The following is a 17,329-nucleotide window of genomic DNA, read 5'->3' as shown; positions in this document are numbered from 1 at the left end:
GATTCCGACAGATCGTCAAACCATAACGACCATTCTTCTGGAACTTTACGCACAGGTCGTTGCCAGCGTTCGTAGCAAGGTCGAGAACGTGAGGGAGCGGTTCACGTCCGGCTGGCTGTCGCTGATGCCGTCGTTTCGCGACAGCGACTTGCGGACATTGCTCGGACTGTAGCCGAAATGCTGCGTGAATGCCCGTGTGAAATTGGCTGCAGTATCGAAGCCAAACAGTTGCGCAATGTCGGACACTCTGCGGTTTTCGGATGCATCTGCGAGCATCTCATGTGCCGCGAGCAAACGCTTCTGGCGAATATAGTTGAGCACCCCGCCCGAGCCTTCGAACAACTGATAAAGATGCGTGCGTGAGATGGCGAGCTCCTTGCTCAGCGCATCGGGTGTGAGTTCGCGGGACATGAGATTTTTCTGGATGAAGCGCCTGGCCTTGGTCATCAACCCGAGAGAAGCATTATGCTCGCTCGTGTCGTTTTCCTTCACCAAAGGAGCGATCGTGTCAAATACGAGCTGGCGCAGGGCGTCGCGCAGCTCCGGCAGGTCTTCGCTTCTGATATGGTCAAGCCCCGCCTGGATCGTCGATACGAAATCGATCAGCAGCTTGGCGCGATAGCCACCGAGCGTCGCATTGTTGCACGCCTCCGGCATACCGCCCAGACCGGCGAAATGATCAACCGGAATAATCAGTAACACCACTTCCGTGGCCAGCGCACGACCGCGAAACGGATAGCCAAACGAACGGATATTGATCATGCCCGGCTCGTTTTCCGCCACACGATCATCCACCGCCGTCCAAGTGCGACCGCTTCGCAGAAAACTGATCTGCCAGTGATCAATCGGGCTGAAACGAACCTTTTCCGCTGTGCGTTCATAACTGAATGGAGGAACAGTCTGCTCTATAAGTAGCATGCCGCGCAGATCCCAGACTTTCTGGGTAACGGCAAAACCGTCTTCGACATTCACACCATCCGGCATCCGCACATCATAGAGCGGAGCCACATGCTGTTGCCATGCAGGAAACTGCGCTGAGGGTTCCAGCTCTTCGGTCGTAAAGACCAGCGGGGTCAGAATATTGGTGCTTCGGGCATCTTCTCCAAGAGGCGTGAGTGAAACGCGCACTGACTGGCGGCGCTCCACAAAATCGGGCTTCAGATCACGCGTGGCCTTGTCGCTCGGGGGTGTCACGGCAACTCCCTAAACCAACCCGGAGGCTCAAGGCGCGGTAATGGCGACCCAAGCCCTGCGTTGATATTAGCATTTGCACGTATAAAATCAAAATAAGCTGGAACACTATCAGCCACATAACCGTTCAGACCGGTAGCCGACGTTTTCCCTTGCACGCCGACAACCCGCTTTCCCGGCTTTTTTTCAGATTTGGCCGGAAGTGTCAGGGCGCGTAAAACGGCCTCTGAAATAAGTTTATTGCATCCCATTTGATGAAAATTTTCAGGAAAATCCGGCCAGAATATTAAAACGCGTCCGATAGAAAGCACGGTAATAACAACCGGAGGCAATCGCATGAACAATGTATTTGCATATACTGTGCGCCGCGAAAGCTTGAAATGGGCTGCCGCTATTGTCGTTGGACTGTCCGCTTCATTATGCCTGACGGCAGGCGCCGAAGCCAAGGACGCCAGCAAGCAGAAAAGCGAAACGGTTTCCGTTTACCTCGTCAAGTACAAGGTGAATAGCCAGGCACGATACAACAAGCCTGCATCGGCCAAGGTCATCAGGGTTTCCGCTTCGCAATATACGGCCGGTACGCCCTATGTGTGCACGCCGAGCGGTTTCGGGCAAAAATCCCGCTGCTTCATCCGCGATTAGAGCGCATATCGGTCTGATTCAATCAGTTCGACGCTCCACTTTCTGTTTGAACCACGCATCCCGAAAACTCTTGCACATTTTTCGGGATGCGCTCCATGGCATACCGGCTCGCAAGAACTCCATACAGATCAGCGAGCCGGCATGCTTGCCTCGCGATCAGCTCGCTTTGGCTTTCATGATTGCCAGTCCCTTGCTAACACGGTCACCGCGCAGCAGCTTGGCGGCCTCATCGGTCGGGCGTGGCGGATTGTTGCGGAAGACATACCAGCTGCCGCCCAATGAGCGCTTCTGATAGATGACGCCATCTTTCTCGCGATGGATGAAACAGGTGATATTGCTGCCACCACCCATCTTGTTGACCCAATAGGCCTGCAAGCAGAGCTTGCCGCTGTCGGTAGCGTACCAGCGCCCCTGCCCGTAAGACCAGGCCCTGCCTTTCTGCGACCAGGCAATGAAACGATGTCTGTCGGCGGAGAAATAGCCGCCGCCGTCCTTCCATTTCCATGATTTGCCAGAATAGAGCGCCTCAAGCGCTTCGGCTGATAGCGGTGCAGCCGCCGCAGCCTTGATGGCGATCGGGTCCTCGGTTTTCTGTTTCGGCGCCGCATCGGCAGCGCCTGCCAGAAGAAGCACGGACAGCGCCGCACTTACGGTTCTCAAACGGATCGAAAACATTGTCGTATTCCTGTTCAGACGTTAGAGCATTTCCAGCAAAAGTGCGAAGCGGTTTTGCGTTAGGTAAATGCGACGAAACAAATAGTTAGAGCGGTTTCAGCGACTCCGTTCTAACTGGAACCGCTCTGGAGCATGACCAGATCGAGACGCATTCGCGCCTGTGGATCAATCAAGCGGATGGTTCGCAACCCGCCAGTCAGGCCGCCCGACACCCCGTGGCCACGGATAGACTTCGCGGTCGTTGAAGTAGACGGTCGCAGTCAGTTCCGGAAATTCGGGCTGCGGCTTGTTGGTCTCCTGTGCCCAGGCCCGGACATAGGCGTCGCTTCCTTCATAACCGAGCTCGGCGACGACAATTGGCTTCTTGAAGCCCACCACCCGGTCATATCCCGGCTTTGTCCGTTCAACAAATGTGGACGCATGTCCCAGCTCCAGCATATCGTAAGGTTCATAGCCGAACACCGACAGGCCAATCACATCGACATAGCCGTCGCCCGGATAGTAGGCCTCAAGCCCCGCATCTCCCTTCGGCGACCACATATATTTGGCGTTCGGCAATGACTTGCGGCAGACATTGACCGCATGCTGATAGGCGCGGACGTAACCCTGTGCCGACCAGTAGGACCAGGTGAACTGACCCGTCTTGTCATCCATTTCCTGTGCCCAGCGAATGGTCACAGGGCTCTTCAGCTTCGAAGCAGCGGAGCAGACGGCGGACATGTTTGTATCGTAATGCCCCCGCACGATGCCGCTCAGGAGATCATCCGGTGCAACGCGCCAGTCGCGAGCCCACGACCAGGGTTCGACAGTGATCAGCAATTCGCGGCCCCGTTCCTGCGCATAGGCATCAGCGGTTGACAGGCTTGTCAGGTCCACATCCTCCCACGGAAGGAACAGATGCTCGATGCGGGAATTGGGATCGTTGGTGAAATCCCCGTGCGGATCATAGGCCCCGAACTTGATGGATTGCGGGGTTATGACCGGGCGCTTGTCATGGAACATGTTGCGGGTGTCGACATTGGCACCCGAAACACCACTCGCCGCGTAAACTGCGGTTGAAAGCAGCCCACCGCAAAGAATTGCTGTTGCTATTTTATATGAGGTTTTCATCGCCGCCTCCTTTATTGTACGGGCGATTGGGCAACGGGCAACGCCAGATTCAGCGCTTCCGTTTTTGGCGTTATTGTTTCGATGGAGAGGAGCTTGCGCGCCTCGTCATCCTTGTTTCCGCCAGCATGGCGGAAGACGTACCAGACACCGTCCGGCTCGCGTTTCTGATAGATCGTCCCATCGGCGATACGGTGGGAGAAGCAGGTCTTGTTCGGGAAGACGCCCTGAGCCAGATGCCATTTCGCATCGAAGCACATCTGGCCTGACCAGGTGATCCGCCAGCGGCCTTCAGCCCAGGCCTTGCCCTTCTCGCCATCGACACGAGCGGTGAAACGGCGGTTCTGGCTTTCCATCCGGCCAGCGCCGTCGGCCCACTGCCAGTTTTTGTCACGATAGAGTAGGTAAAGCTCGGCAGGCGTCATCACACGGGCGCCGTCGGGCAAACCATCTGCCGGAACTGTTGCCGCTCCAGCCGGTCCGCTTAGCCCCGCAAGCAGGACAACCAGCGGCAGAACATATCTGCTCCGATCAGTGTTCCGACCAGATCGGGACCGTTGGCCTTCAAACATCACATGTTTCATTTGAACCTCCCACGACCTTCAGGTTGCGCGCACCCGCCAAGGGTTCTTGCGATTGACGGATGCGCGCGTGCGGCAGAACGTTTGTTGGTCTTGTTTCCTGCCGCAGTTGAACAGGACGGCCGATTGTCGAAACCCGGAAGCCCAGATTCTCGGCAACCGCCGGTGAAAAGACATTACGCAGATCGACGAGTACGGCGTCCCGCATGAGCTGTTTCATCCGAATGAGATCAAGCTTGCGGACACTGTCCCATTCGGTCACGACCACCGCCGCATCGGCAGTGCTCAGGCACTCGTAAGGATCGTCGTAAAACTCGACGTCGCTGAGAAGACGGCGTGCATTCTCCAATCCGGCCGGATCATAGGCCCGGATGCTGGCACCGAAGCGCTGCAAAGTCTCGATGAGCGGGATGGACGGTGCATCGCGCATATCATCCGTATCGGGTTTGAATGTCAGGCCGAGGACGGCAATCGTCCGGCCTTCGACACTGCCGCCAAGCGCATCCAGAACCTTCAGCGCCATGCGACGCTTGCGCGCTTCATTGACGGTGACCGTTTCCTCGACCAGTCGCAGGGCAACCCCGTGATCCTGGGCAGTGCGCAACAGCGCAATTGTATCCTTTGGAAAACAGGAGCCACCATACCCCGGCCCCGCATAGAGAAAACTGGTGCCGATACGTTTGTCCAGCCCCATGCCGAGCGCCAGCTCGGTGACGTCGCTGCCGACTTCCTCACACAGATCCGCCAGTTCGTTGATGAAGGTGATCTTGGTGGCGAGAAAGGCATTGGCTGCATATTTGATCAGTTCCGATGTCCGGCGCTTCGTGATCACGATTGGCGTCTTTGCGGCCTCAAGTGGCGGAGCGTAAAGGGCGACAAGCGCAGAACGTGCGCGTTCGTCCTCAACGCCGATGACGACGCGATCGGGCTCGAGGAAATCGCGGATCGCGACACCCTCGCGCAGGAACTCCGGATTGGACGCGACGGAGAATGTGCCGGGCCTGCGAACCGAGCCGATGATCTTCTGCACCACATCACCTGTGCCGACCGGAACGGTGGACTTGACCACAACGACGCTATGGTGGTCGATCAGTGGCGCAAGCTCACGAGCGGCCATGTAGACGAAGGACAGATCGGCATCGCCGTGACCTGCCCGTGCCGGTGTGCCCACGGCGATGAAGACAAGCTCCGCCCCCTTGACGGCTTCCGCCAGATTGGTGGTGAATCTCAGCCGGCCAAAGGCGAAATTGCGTTCCACCAGTTCGTCCAGCCCCGGCTCGTAGATCGGCACGACGCCGCGCTCCAGCCGGACAATTTTCTGGACGTCCTTGTCGACGCAGACGACCTCGTGTCCCCATGCCGCGAAGCACGTGCCACTGACCAATCCGACATATCCCGTACCGATGACAGCGATCTTCATAATCGTCGCGCCTTTCCCGCTAGTTCGTTCCGCTGGCGGTATTCGTGCGCCAACGTGGATTGAAAATTGTCCTGTGGACGTCACGTCCGCCTACGCCGGCACCCGCAACCGAGAAGCGGTCGTCAAATACCGTGAAGCTTTTCGTGCCCCAGCTCAGTGCCTCAATGCCGTCGCGTCCGCGCTCGACAGTGGTAAAGCCGGTCAGCGCGACCAGCGCCGTAAAACTGCAAGCCATTACCGGTCGATAGAAGCAGCTCGTCATCCGCACGTTATTTTCGCGCGTGTGCTGGATCACGATCATCGCCATCAGGAACAGGTAGAAACACGCATTGATGATGGCGAAGACGAAGAAGCCTCGCGTCTGATCGGCAGAACTGACGAAGAGGACCGGCAGAATGGACAGGCCGGAAATCAGCGCATAGGGAGCGATCACCCGCAGTGGCACCGGATCGACCTCGGATGAGCCTTTCGGCGTAACACGAAAATCGACAAAGGAACCGGTCAGCCAGTCGCGGAAAGCTGCGAAGGTACCAGCCAGAACCCAGGGCCACCGCGCCAGCAGGAACAGCATCGCTTCCCAGCTGAAAATCCTGCCGTCGACCGGGCGGAAGGTCTTGCTCGACCGCCACCAGAATGCCAGCGCCAAAATCACGAGCGATTGCGGCATGAAATGCGTCAGAAAGGCAGGATAGGTAACGCTGACGAAATTATCGCCATAAGCCAGGATGGCTATCGGCAGAACGAATGTCAGCGCCAGAAAGAACGCGTAGAGAGGATACCAGAGCTGCGAGAACAGGAACTGGATCTTCAGACGCAGCGGCAGCCGCCCGATCAGCTTCGGCGTATATTGCAGCAGGATCATCACAAGACTGCGCGACCACTGGAACTCCTGCGTCACAAGATCGGCAAAGGTGCGCGGACCGTCGCCGTGGGCAATGGCATCCAGCGCATGGACACCTCGCCAGCCATGCGTATTCATGAACAGGGTCGTGGAATGATCCTCGGCCAGTTCCGGTCCAAGACCGCCGATTTCCCTCAGCGCCGCCGTGCGTACCGCATAATGAGAGCCGATGCAGACCGGGGCAAAGCCGCCGTTGTAACCAGCCTGCAGCGAGCCATGCATACTGGCTTCCACATAAAGACGCCCGCGGGCCGACCAGCTTTCATGCGCATTGCGATCACAAATGCTCGGTGCAGAAACATATCCCACAGCGGGATCGGCGAAGGGCCGCAGCATGTTGAAGAGATAACCCGGTTCCGGCACGTGGTCAGCATCGAGCTGCGAGACGAAATCATAGCGTTCATAGCCATAGTAATCGTAGAAGAAGGCGAGATTGCCTTCCTTGCACCGGGTACGGCGCGGCCAGGTCTGCCGATGATAGTCGGCACGGCCCTTGCGCGTGGAAACGAACACGCCATGCTCACGGCACCAGGCAAGCGTCGAGGGTGAAGGGTCCTCATCGGCAAGCCATGTATCGTGTGGCACATCCTGCGCCAGCATGGCGCGCAATGTTTCAGCCACCACCTCGAAAGGTTCCGAAGGCGCTTTGGTGACGACCATGGCGACGCGGCTTCCGGTGGGGATGCGAAGCGGGCCGGTCGGGCGCGCTGCGTGGAAGAAAACCGTGATGAAATAAAGCGGCAGGATCGTGATCCAGGCCAGGAGTGCCGTCACCAGAATGGAACCGAGCAGATGATTGTGCTTTGCGCTGAAGAACCACCATTGCCAGAAATAGGTGATAGCGAGCGCCCAAAGGATGATGCCCACCACATATTCCACCCGCTTGCGGCCAGTGAAGATGGGCGCCAGCAATGGTTCCCTTTCACCGTTGTCGCCGTCAATGGCCGGATGAAATTCGCGCCGTGTCATGTCCGCATCTCCAGACCAAAGAAGGGCGCAGCCGTGCGGATGATCGTGTCGAGATCGGAATGGAGCGTGCGAAACCCAAGCTTCGCAGCCGCTTCAGCCGGGTCGGCATAAAGCACCGGCGGATCGCCCGCCCGACGCGCGCGCATTTCGACAGGCACCTTGCGTCCGGTAAGCCGGTCTATCGCATCCACGATTTCCTTGATGGATGTTCCGCGCCCGGTTCCCAGATTAAGGACCAGATTGCCGCCGCCATTCAGAAGATGCTCGACTGCAAGCACATGGGCCCGCGCCAGATCGACCACGTGAATATAGTCGCGGATGCAGGTGCCATCCGGCGTTTCATAATCGTTGCCATAAACTTCCAGACAATCCGCCATGCCCGCCGCAGCCAGCATGGCGCGTGGTATCAGGTGGGTTTCGGGGTCGTGCTTTTCGCCCAGTTCGCCATCCAGATCGGCACCGCAGGCATTGAAGTAGCGCAGTGCCGCATAGGGCATGCCGTAGGCAGCCGAATAGTCGGCCAGCATATGTTCCGCGATCAGCTTTGTGCGTCCATAAGGGTTGATCGGATTCTGCATTTCGCCTTCGCGGATCGGCAGCACATCCGGAATGCCATAGGTGGCGCAGCTCGACGAGAAAATGACCGGGCGCCCGCCTGTCAGGCGGCTGGCTTCCAGAACAGACTGGATGCCGCCGACATTGTTGCGATAATATTTCGCGGGGTCCGTGACGGATTCACCCACATAGGCCGAGGCCGCAAAGTGGATGATGGCTGCCGGATCATAAGTCCTGACGGCAGCGATAAGCTGTTCCTGCGAAAGCGTGTCGCCCTCGACAAACTCGCCCCAGCGCACGGAAGACCGGTGACCCGTCGACAGGTTGTCATAGACGACCGGGGAGAATCCGCTCTTGTGCAGTAACTTCGCGGTATGGCTGCCAATGAAGCCAGCGCCACCGGTGACGAGTATGTTCTGACGGGTCATCTCGCCACCTCGAAGAGCTCGCCCGATGGTCTGACCAGCTGGCGTTCGAAATAGGCGATCGTCTGCTTCAGTCCTTCGACAAGTGCAATCTGTGGTTCCCAGCCAAGTTCACGCTTGGCAAGCATGATGTCTGGACGCCGCTGGCGCGGATCATCGGTGGGCAGCGGGCGATAGACGATGCGCGAGGACGAATTTGTCAGCGCAATGATCTGCTCGGCCAGTTCACGCACGGTGAACTCACCCGGATTGCCGAGATTGACGGGCTTCTGAACCTGGCTGCTCATCAACCGGCTGAAGCCTTCGATCAGGTCATCGACATAGCAGAAGGAACGGGTCTGCGAGCCATCACCATAGATGGTGATATCTTCGCGCTTAAGGGCCTGAACGATGAAGTTCGACACGACACGGCCATCGTCGGGTCGCATGCGCGGGCCATATGTGTTGAAGATGCGCACGATACGGATGTCGACGCCATACTGCTTGTGAAAATCGTAGAACAGTGTTTCGGCCGAGCGCTTGCCTTCGTCATAGCAGGACCGGGGTCCGAAAGAGTTCACATTGCCCCAATAGGCTTCCGGCTGCGGATGTGTTTGCGGGTCGCCATACACTTCCGACGTCGAAGCCTGAAAAATCCGTGCCTGATAATGCGCGGCAAGCTCGAGCAGATTGAGCGAGCCGATGACGCTCGTCTTCATCGTATGCACCGGATCGGCCTGATAGTGCGGCGGCGATGCGGGGCATGCGAGATTGTAAATCTCGTCCACCGGCAGATCGATCGGGTTGACGATATCATGACGCACGAAGCTGAACGTGTCGTAACGCAGGAGATTGCGCAGGTTCTCAAGCCGCCCCGTCGAGAAATTATCGACGCAGATGACGAAATTTCCTTCGTTCAGAAGACGCTCGCAAAGATGAGAACCGAGAAATCCTGCACCACCTGCTACAAGAATGCGCCGTGTTGACATGCGCTCTGCAGATATAGCCGATGATCTGAAATTTATACTCACGATAACCTCCAACGCTACTTCTTCACTTGCGTGATCTGGCAAAAAGCAAAGAATTCCCTTCAACGCGCCCGAATAGAAGCGTGCCGGTTGGTGTTTTTCGATTGCTTTACTAGATGATTGAAGATAGCCGGGCTGAAGTCTTGAGTCGTTAGCGTAGAATCCGGAATCTTATCCTTGCGTCCATTTTTGAAATGGAGCGATTTCTGTTATCCGGTGCTTTCGTGCTGCTGCGAATGCGCCTTTTCGCGCCGTGTTCCAGAGCATGTCCCACATAAAGGGAAACCGCTTTGGGGAGGCATATTCTAGAGTATAATCCGACCGGAGTGAAACGAGGATCGATAAGATTATGCTTAAAATATAATAGATTAGAGCGCAGAATATCCGAAAGACGCTTCTGTTCCTTTTCGACGCGCTCAAGATTGAGGTCCGCCAGAAGATCAAGAATATGGGTCTTCATCAAGGCCGCGGCGTCATCGCTCCTGTACTCTTGGATGACCTCGACCAACGCATGATGCGCGTCGCTCTGGCAGGTCGTCCCGCGCCGTTGCCAATAGGCGAAACGACGGGCGAGGAATGCGGCAGCAGATCGCCTACAGCTTGGTGTCCGGACGCAGACGATGGCTGACGCCCGCCTCAAGCAAGACGTTATAGACCGGAAACCGACGCACATTCGCGCCCTTTTAGTCTGTCACGTTCGTCACAGCCGAGTTCATCATCATCCAGCAGAAGTTGTTCAAATGGCGGGTGCGATCGGTTGATAATGCATCGTCAAACCCGCTATCAATTTGCTTGGACATCGAACACAGGTCCGGCGAACGTCAAAAATGTCGCCAGTTTTGATGCACAAATCTACTGAAATCAGCCGAACATCGTTTCTGGGGGCTAAGAAGGTTCAAAGACAGCCGATGCGTTATCAATTCCAGAAACCTTCTGAATAGAAAAAAGCGCGCCGGAAACCGACGCGCCTTTTGAACTGACAAACTCGGAACAGGCTAACTTCGCGCCTGCAACTGCGCGAAATGGGCCAGCATCCGGTCCGGGTCAGCCTTGATGCCGCTGAACAGTTCGAATGCGCCAACCGCCTGAAACACAGCCATACCGCCACCGTCGAGCACGTGGCATCCGCGCTCCTTGGCAAGCTGGACAAGGGCAGTCTGGAGAGGAAAATAGACAATATCCGAAACCCAGAGGTGCGGCTGTACCAGTTGAGGCGCGAGCGGCAGGCCCGGATGCGCATCCATGCCCGTCGGGGTTGCGTGGACCAGACCCGAGGACTGTGCCAGTGTCTGCTCCAGACCGGCCCCGGCAACGAAACTGCATTGCGGCTGCACTGAAACAAGCTTGTCGATTACCGCATCAACCTTCGCCGCATCGAGGTCGAAGATGTGGACCTCCCGTGCGCCCATTTCGGCCAGCGCATAGGCAACGGCGACGCCTGCTCCGCCCGCACCGAGCAACACGACACGCTCCAACGACGCATCCGGCAGGCCGCGGCGAAACCCTTCCGCATAGCCCCACCAGTCGGTATTGTGACCGATGCGCCTGCCATTGGAGAACACCACCGTGTTGATCGATTGCAGGGCGCGGGCGTGCAGCGAAAGCTCATCGACCAGCGCCACGGCGGCCTGCTTGCAGGGATGCGTGACGTTGAGCCCGGCAAATCCCGCAGCCTCCGCCTCCTCGACAAGAACGGGCAGATCACTTGCCGAACGTTCGTTTTCAGCAATGTCGATAATATCGTAGCGATAGGCGAGACCGATGGCTTCGCCTTCGCGCATATGCATTGCCGGCGAAAGCGAACGTTGAATATTTGCGCCGATCAGACCCACATGCACACGACGTTTGGTCACTTCACTTATCAATTCTCATCTCCGCAGGATCGGACGACACGCCTGTCCTCGTTATTCCGGGCTTTTCAGAAGGGCGATGATCGTATCGCTGATCAGGCGGCGATGCCGTGCCTTCACGTCGGACGCCATCAGGTCGGTGCCGAAAATCGCGCCGAACGTATGTCTGTTGGACACACGGAAGAAACATTGCGCACTGATCAGCATGTGAAGGTCGAGCGCGGAAATGCGCCGTTGAAAGATGCCCTGCTCACGCCCGCGCTCAAGGATTTTCTCGATCGTTTCCAGAATGGTTACATTCTGGCGCGACAGAACATCGGAGCGCTCCATATGTTCGGCGCGGTGAATATTTTCCACCGCGACGAGCCGCACGAAATCCGGATTGGCGTCGTCATGGTCGAAAGTGCTTTCCACCAGACTGCGCATGGCGGATTCCGGGTCCTGATCGTCAAGCGACAGTGAGCTTTCAAGCGTGCGTATCTTGCCATAGGCCCGTTCCAGCACGGCGAGATAAAGCCCATCCTTGCTGCCGAAATAATAGTAGATCATGCGCTTGGACGTGCGGGTCTGCGCCGCGATTTCATCCACGCGCGCGCCGGAGAAACCCGATGCCTCGAACTCCCGCGCCGCGACATCGAGAATATTCTCGCGCGTTGCGTCAGGATCATTCTTGCGCGGCTGCACCTTGGCGAGTGCCTTTGCCATAGTCCTCCCCCTTCAGCGTTCAGAGTGCCGCAGCACTTTTCGGCATTCCCGCCGGGCGCATGTATCGCCGCAGCGCCGCAATGCGGAAGATTGCATTGGCTGCCCCATATCCCTTGTAGCCTCGCCTCTGCACGACTTCGAAAAAGAAGCCCTGATCGTCGGTTGGGCTATAGAGCTGGAAATATTCCCCGCTCTCGTCGCGATCATAAAGGACGTTCGCGGCCTTGAGCCGGTCCGTGAATTCCGGGTCGAGACCTAGTCGCGCTTCCAGATCGTCATAATAATTCGGCGAGATTTCCAGCGTGTGGAAACCGTTGTCGCGCAGAGCCGCAGCCGTCGCAAAGATATCATCCGTCGCAAAAGCCAAATGCTGAATGCCCGACCCAAAGGTTTCAGCAATGAAGCGACCAGCCAATGTGCGACGGTTTTCCGCGCCATTGAGCGTGATGCGCAGCGTTCCCTCGTCGTTTTCCACCACCTGACTACGCACGACGCCGCCCGGATCGACAATATCGACCATGGGCGATTTCCGCGATTCCGTGAGCGAGGTATAAAAGAGCAGCCATGTCAGAAGTTCATCGAACTTCATCGTCTGGGCAACGTGATCGATATGGGTGAGGCCGACACTGGTCCTGGCATCATTGCCTGCAACCGGCTCGAACTCGATATCGAAGATACGGCCGAGATCGGTCTTCTCATCGAGGAAATAGACCAGCCCGCCGCCAACGCCACGGATGGCAGGCATACCGATTTCGCCCGGATCGAGGGGTTGCTCAAAACTTTCCGCACCCATGTCAAGCGCGCGGGCATGGGCTTCAGCCGCATCGTTCACAACGAGCCCCATGGCGTAGGCAGCGGTGCCATGGACGGCATAGGCCGAGCTGGCGAAGCCGCGCGTATCCGTATTGATGACGAGGTTGATGTCGCCCTGCCGGTAAAGCGCAACGTCCTTCGTGCGATGCTTGCCAGCGAGCTTGAAGCCCAGCGCGCCGACAGCGGAAACCAGCCGTTCGGCATCATCGGCATGGGTGGCGAACTCGACAAAGCCCACACGATGCACCTTTGCGCGGGGCGGCATGGCGGCAACTGTCAGCTTGTTGTCCGGCTCGACCCGGCGAACCTGATCGCCAAGATAGATCAGCGAACGGCGTCCGTCGGCGGCGATGGTGGCCGGCGATCCGCCACGGAACTGGTCGTTGAAGATTTCAAGCGAGAAATAGCCGTCATAACCGGTCGCAGCTACCGCACGCATGAAATCCAGTACTGGCAAGTCGCCCTCGCCCGGCATGTTGCGATAATGGCGGCTCCAGTAAAGCAGATCCATGTCGATCAGCGGCGCATCGGCCATCTGGATGATGAAAAGCTTGTCCTTTGGAATGGAGCGGATCGAATTCACGTCGATCTTGCGCGCCAGAGTATGAAAACTGTCGAGGATAAGACCGACATTGGGATGATCGACGCGGCGCACAATTTCCCATGCATCGCGGTGGTCACTGATATGGCGCCCCCAGGCGAGCGCCTCATAACCGACGCGCAGATTGCGCTGCGCCGCCCTTTCGCCAAGCTCACGAAAATCATCCGCGGCGCGGTCGATACCGCCAATGGCGGCTGGCGACACGTTGGAACAGACCAGAACGAGATCAGTGCCCAGCTCCTGCATCAGGTCGAACTTGCGTTCCGCCCGATCGAACGTGCGGCTGCGCAACGGCTCCGGCATGCCTTCAAAATCACGGAAAGGCTGGAAAAGCGTGATCTCCAGACCAAGATCGCGCGCCATCTGGCCCACCTGACGCGGGCTTTCGTCAAAGGTGAGAAAATCGTTCTCGAAAATCTCCACCCCGTCGAAACCGGCTTTGGCGATGGCCCCCAGTTTCTGCTGGAGATCGCCGCTGATGGAGACGGTTGCTATCGAAGTCTTCATGTCACGCTCCTGTCTCCGGCCGGGCCGGAGTTTTCTGCTCAGTTCCGGGCAAACCCGCCCGGAACCATTTGCTCATTGTCCGCAGGATATACAGCCGTACTATCTCTTAATTACCGCCGCGTACCTTCTTCAATTCGGCGAAGAGCTCATCGACTGTCTCCGCACCGATTTCGGCCGTAAACTTTTCGATGATCGGCTTTACCGCATCGCGAAGGCGCGTGGTTTCTTCCGGCGTAAGCTCCGTAACCTGCATACCGGTCTTCTTGATCTCGTCCAGCGCGGTCGCATCCTGCTCACGCGAAACCTTGCGCTGATAATCGCGCGCCTCGACTGCTGCCTGTTCGATCACCGCCTTTTCCTCATCGTTGAGGCGGTCCCAGAACTTCTTGCTGATCATGACGATCTGCGGATTATACTGGTGGCGGGTCAGCGTCAGATATTTCTGCACTTCATAGAATTTGGCATTGATGATGTTGGCGTTCGGATTTTCCTGCCCGTCGACCGTGCCGGTTTCAAGCGCTGTATAAAGCTCGGTATAGGGCAGCGGCACCGCATTGGCACCGAGCGCATTGAACAGGGCAACGGGAACCGGCGATTGCAGGGTGCGGATCTTCAGCCCGGTAATATCCTCCAGTTTCGCAACCGGATGGCGATTATTGGTCAGGTTGCGGAAACCGAGTTCCCAATAGGCAAGCCCGATCAGCCCCGTATCGGGCAGGCGTTTCATCAGATTGGTGCCGAAGGGGCCATCCATGACCTTGTCGGCTTCCTCGCCGCTGTTGAACAGGAATGGCAAATCAACTGCTTCGAATGCCTTGACGGTGCTGGACAGGATGCCCGCATTCATCACCGTCATTTCCACGACGCCGCCCTGCAAGCCGGAAAGCGTCTGCGGATCGCTGCCCAGAACACCGCCTGGAAACAGTTTCACATTGATCTGCCCGCCGCTTTTTTCCTTCACCAGCTCGGCAAATTTCTCCATGCCCGTGACCTGCGGATGGCCCTTGCTGTTGGCGGCGGCAAACTTGATCGTCTGCGAACGGATTTCAGCCATGGCGGTGGTCGTCATCAGGGCCAGCGGCAGAACCATTCCCAATGCCATTGTCTTCAATAGTTTCTTCATGTCTTCCTCCCACTCAAAAATTCTGTTTTTGTCTTTACGCATGTCTTTATTCCGAAACCGGTTTCCACTTTCGGGAGACATGCTCTGATTTAATGAAACCAGTTCATCGGGACCGTCACCAGTTGCGGGAACAGCACCATCAGGAAAAGCACTACCAGCTGCGCAATCAGGAACGGCAGAACACCCGTCATCACTTTTTCGAACGGCAGGCGCGCGACGCCGCACACCACATTCAGCACCGTGCCGACAGGCGGGGTGATGAGGCCAATGGAATTGTTGATGATGAACAGCACGCCGAAATAGACCGGATCGATGCCAGCTTCCTTGATGATCGGCATCAACACCGGCGTCAGGATCAGGATTGTCGGGGTCATGTCCATGGCCATGCCGACGAGAACGACCAAAAGCATGATGGCAAGCAGCAGAAGCGTCTGGTTGTCCATCAAAGGACGCACCAGTTCGGCCAGTTCACCCGGCACATCGGCAACCGTAATCATCCAGGCCGAAACACTGGCGCTGGCAACGAGGAACATCACCACGGCGGTCGTCTTCGCTGCGTCCACCATGGCCGGATAGAGCCTTGAAAGCGGCAATTCCCGATAAATCACGGTAGCGACAAACAGCGAATAGACAGCGGCAACCACGCCCGCTTCCGTCGGCGTGAATACGCCAAAGCGAAGACCGACAATAATGATGACCGGCAGCATCAAGGCCCATATACTGTCGAGGAAGGCACGCATCCGTGCGCCGGGTTCGGCCTTCTTCGGCAATTCGAACTGTTCGCGACGCGCAAGGATGAACCATGTCACGCACAGCGCGACGGCAATCATCAAGCCGGGGAAAATCCCCGCCAGAAACAGCTTGGTGATCGAAACGCCGCCGACCACACCGAACAGGATGAAACCGATGGAAGGCGGGATGATCGGGGCAATGATCGATGCCGAGGCGATCAGCCCGGCAGCACGACCCGGCTCGTGTCCGGCATTGCGCATCATCGGGAACAGCAATGCGCCGAGCGCTGCCGCATCGGCAACCGCCGAACCCGAAAGGCTTGCGATCACACAAGCCGCAAAGATCGCGACGAAACCGAGACCGCCACGCACATGCCCCACCATGACCAGCGCCAGATTGACGATGCGACGCGAAAGGCCGCCCGCATTCATGATTTCCCCGGCAAGCAGAAAGAACGGAACGGCCATGAGCGGAAAACTGTCAGCGCCGTTCAACACGTTCTGCGCCACGATCTGGGCGTCGAACAAATCCATATACATCATCAGCGCCGCACCGCTGATGATGAGCGCAAAGGCAACGGGGACGCCGAGCGCCATCGGAACCAGTAGGGCAGCGAGAAAGATGAGCAAGGTCATGGTCGGCGCGCCCTATTTGCGATCTTCATCGGTCGAAACGGGCGTGACATGCTCCTCGCTATCCATCACAAAATGCGTCCTGGCGACATCAATCCGCCCGGTTGCGATGCCGAAACCGTTCCATGCAATGATCAGGAGTGCGGGGACGGCAAAGGCTAGTCCTGCGCCGTAAAACCAGCCCATCGACATACTCGTCGCCGGAGCCAGAGTCGGAATATTGATAAGCGTCTGCGTCCAGCTTCCCGAAAGAACCAGCCATGTCGCGCCGAACATCATGATATGGCCGGCGACCAGCGCAATGCGCGCGCCCGTAGGCGACAGGCGGCGCACCAGCGAATCCACGCCCAGATGCGCATGGTCGCGCATAGCGACCACCGCGCCGAGAAAGGTGAGCCAGATGAAGAAGATGCGCGACAGTTCTTCCGAAACCGTAATGCCCTGATTGAAGGCATAGCGCAGCACCACATTGCCGAACACGAGCACGACCATGCAGCCAAGAAGGCAGGCAATGGCAAACCGCGCTGCGGTAAAATAGAAATCGACTAAAGCTTTCATGTTCCTCCTCCCGGCACAACGCTTGCAGACTGCTGCCCCTTTTCGGGTTTCGGTGAAAGCGACGCGACATCACCGGCAGGAGGTCCCATGCATCCCCGAGGCGAAATATCGCTTTCCCCACAGTCCCTGACCGACCATCGCAACGAAAGCCCTGTCAGAAAACCATTTCGGTCTCCGGCATGTGCCTCATCGTGACCTGCAGTCCACTCCTCCTCAGCCCATCCCGCTTCAGAACAGAATCGCATCGGTCGGCTGCGCCATTCCTCTAAAATGTACTAACTAGTTAGGAAGTCAATCGCTTCTGTTCAAACAGGCGCATGAAAGGCTTTCATTTC

At 57.4% G+C, this 17,329-nt stretch carries 16 protein-coding genes and 1 pseudogene; 1 reads left to right on the top strand and 16 read right to left on the bottom strand.

The window, feature by feature from the left end:
• Nucleotides 1-45: 45 nt before the first annotated feature.
• Both AAE521_RS07895 and AAE521_RS07890 read right to left on the bottom strand, forming a co-directional pair.
• On the bottom strand, nt 46-1,194 hold the full coding sequence (locus AAE521_RS07895) for a helix-turn-helix domain-containing protein (protein ID WP_342060992.1): 1,149 nt from the start codon (nt 1,192-1,194) through the stop codon (nt 46-48).
• Complete coding sequence (locus tag AAE521_RS07890; RefSeq protein ID WP_342060991.1) at nt 1,191-1,529, bottom strand: hypothetical protein; 339 nt, start codon at nt 1,527-1,529, stop codon at nt 1,191-1,193. Before AAE521_RS07890 ends, AAE521_RS07895 begins: the two co-directional genes overlap by 4 nt.
• Here AAE521_RS07890 and AAE521_RS07885 point away from each other — a divergent pair.
• Complete coding sequence (locus AAE521_RS07885; protein WP_342060990.1) at nt 1,528-1,833, top strand: hypothetical protein; 306 nt, start codon at nt 1,528-1,530, stop codon at nt 1,831-1,833. The two genes, AAE521_RS07890 and AAE521_RS07885, sit on opposite strands and share 2 nt — an antisense overlap.
• A gap of 156 nt (nt 1,834-1,989) precedes the next feature.
• Here the strand turns inward: AAE521_RS07885 and AAE521_RS07880 are convergent, their stop codons facing one another.
• From AAE521_RS07880 to AAE521_RS07815, 14 genes and pseudogenes are all read right to left on the bottom strand, one after another.
• Nucleotides 1,990-2,508: a DUF995 domain-containing protein gene (locus AAE521_RS07880; RefSeq protein ID WP_071630735.1), complete on the bottom strand. Its 519-nt coding sequence runs from the start codon at nt 2,506-2,508 to the stop codon at nt 1,990-1,992.
• A gap of 165 nt (nt 2,509-2,673) precedes the next feature.
• Nucleotides 2,674-3,618: a glycoside hydrolase family 26 protein gene (locus tag AAE521_RS07875; protein ID WP_342060989.1), complete on the bottom strand. Its 945-nt coding sequence runs from the start codon at nt 3,616-3,618 to the stop codon at nt 2,674-2,676.
• An 11-nt stretch (nt 3,619-3,629) separates the two neighbouring features.
• Nucleotides 3,630-4,187, bottom strand: coding sequence for a DUF995 domain-containing protein (locus tag AAE521_RS07870; RefSeq protein ID WP_010660579.1), 558 nt, complete (start codon nt 4,185-4,187; stop codon nt 3,630-3,632).
• The gene (locus tag AAE521_RS07865; protein WP_342060988.1) at nt 4,180-5,616 is read right to left on the bottom strand and encodes a UDP-glucose dehydrogenase family protein; all 1,437 of its coding nucleotides are present in this window, start codon (nt 5,614-5,616) and stop codon (nt 4,180-4,182) included. Before AAE521_RS07865 ends, AAE521_RS07870 begins: the two co-directional genes overlap by 8 nt.
• 19 nt (nt 5,617-5,635) lie before the next feature.
• A complete protein-coding gene (locus tag AAE521_RS07860; protein ID WP_342060987.1) occupies nt 5,636-7,486 on the bottom strand; it encodes a glycosyltransferase family 2 protein in 1,851 nt (616 codons plus the stop codon).
• The gene (gene galE / locus AAE521_RS07855; protein ID WP_342060986.1) at nt 7,483-8,469 is read right to left on the bottom strand and encodes a UDP-glucose 4-epimerase GalE; all 987 of its coding nucleotides are present in this window, start codon (nt 8,467-8,469) and stop codon (nt 7,483-7,485) included. Before galE ends, AAE521_RS07860 begins: the two co-directional genes overlap by 4 nt.
• Nucleotides 8,466-9,434, bottom strand: a complete 969-nt coding sequence (locus tag AAE521_RS07850; RefSeq protein ID WP_010660575.1) for a UDP-glucuronic acid decarboxylase family protein — start codon at nt 9,432-9,434, stop codon at nt 8,466-8,468. Before AAE521_RS07850 ends, galE begins: the two co-directional genes overlap by 4 nt.
• A gap of 412 nt (nt 9,435-9,846) precedes the next feature.
• A pseudogene (locus AAE521_RS07845) lies at nt 9,847-10,070 on the bottom strand (GntR family transcriptional regulator); the annotation flags it as partial.
• A gap of 398 nt (nt 10,071-10,468) precedes the next feature.
• Complete coding sequence (locus tag AAE521_RS07840) at nt 10,469-11,338, bottom strand: shikimate dehydrogenase (RefSeq protein ID WP_342060985.1); 870 nt, start codon at nt 11,336-11,338, stop codon at nt 10,469-10,471.
• 39 nt (nt 11,339-11,377) lie between these two features.
• Entirely contained in the window at nt 11,378-12,028 is a 651-nt protein-coding gene (locus tag AAE521_RS07835; protein ID WP_342060984.1) for a TetR/AcrR family transcriptional regulator, read from the bottom strand.
• A 19-nt stretch (nt 12,029-12,047) separates the two neighbouring features.
• The gene (locus AAE521_RS07830; RefSeq protein ID WP_342060983.1) at nt 12,048-13,949 is read right to left on the bottom strand and encodes a bifunctional sugar phosphate isomerase/epimerase/4-hydroxyphenylpyruvate dioxygenase family protein; all 1,902 of its coding nucleotides are present in this window, start codon (nt 13,947-13,949) and stop codon (nt 12,048-12,050) included.
• A gap of 106 nt (nt 13,950-14,055) precedes the next feature.
• Nucleotides 14,056-15,072: a TRAP transporter substrate-binding protein gene (locus tag AAE521_RS07825; protein ID WP_342060982.1), complete on the bottom strand. Its 1,017-nt coding sequence runs from the start codon at nt 15,070-15,072 to the stop codon at nt 14,056-14,058.
• Between the two features lie 89 nt (nt 15,073-15,161).
• Entirely contained in the window at nt 15,162-16,439 is a 1,278-nt protein-coding gene (locus tag AAE521_RS07820; RefSeq protein WP_125301091.1) for a TRAP transporter large permease subunit, read from the bottom strand.
• 12 nt (nt 16,440-16,451) lie between these two features.
• Nucleotides 16,452-16,994: a TRAP transporter small permease gene (locus AAE521_RS07815; RefSeq protein ID WP_342060981.1), complete on the bottom strand. Its 543-nt coding sequence runs from the start codon at nt 16,992-16,994 to the stop codon at nt 16,452-16,454.
• Nucleotides 16,995-17,329 lie beyond the last annotated feature (335 nt).

Source organism: Brucella cytisi (genome assembly GCF_038433355.1).
GTDB classification, from domain to species: Bacteria; Pseudomonadota; Alphaproteobacteria; order Rhizobiales; family Rhizobiaceae; genus Brucella; species Brucella cytisi.
This window is presented reverse-complemented; position numbering and strand designations above follow the sequence as displayed.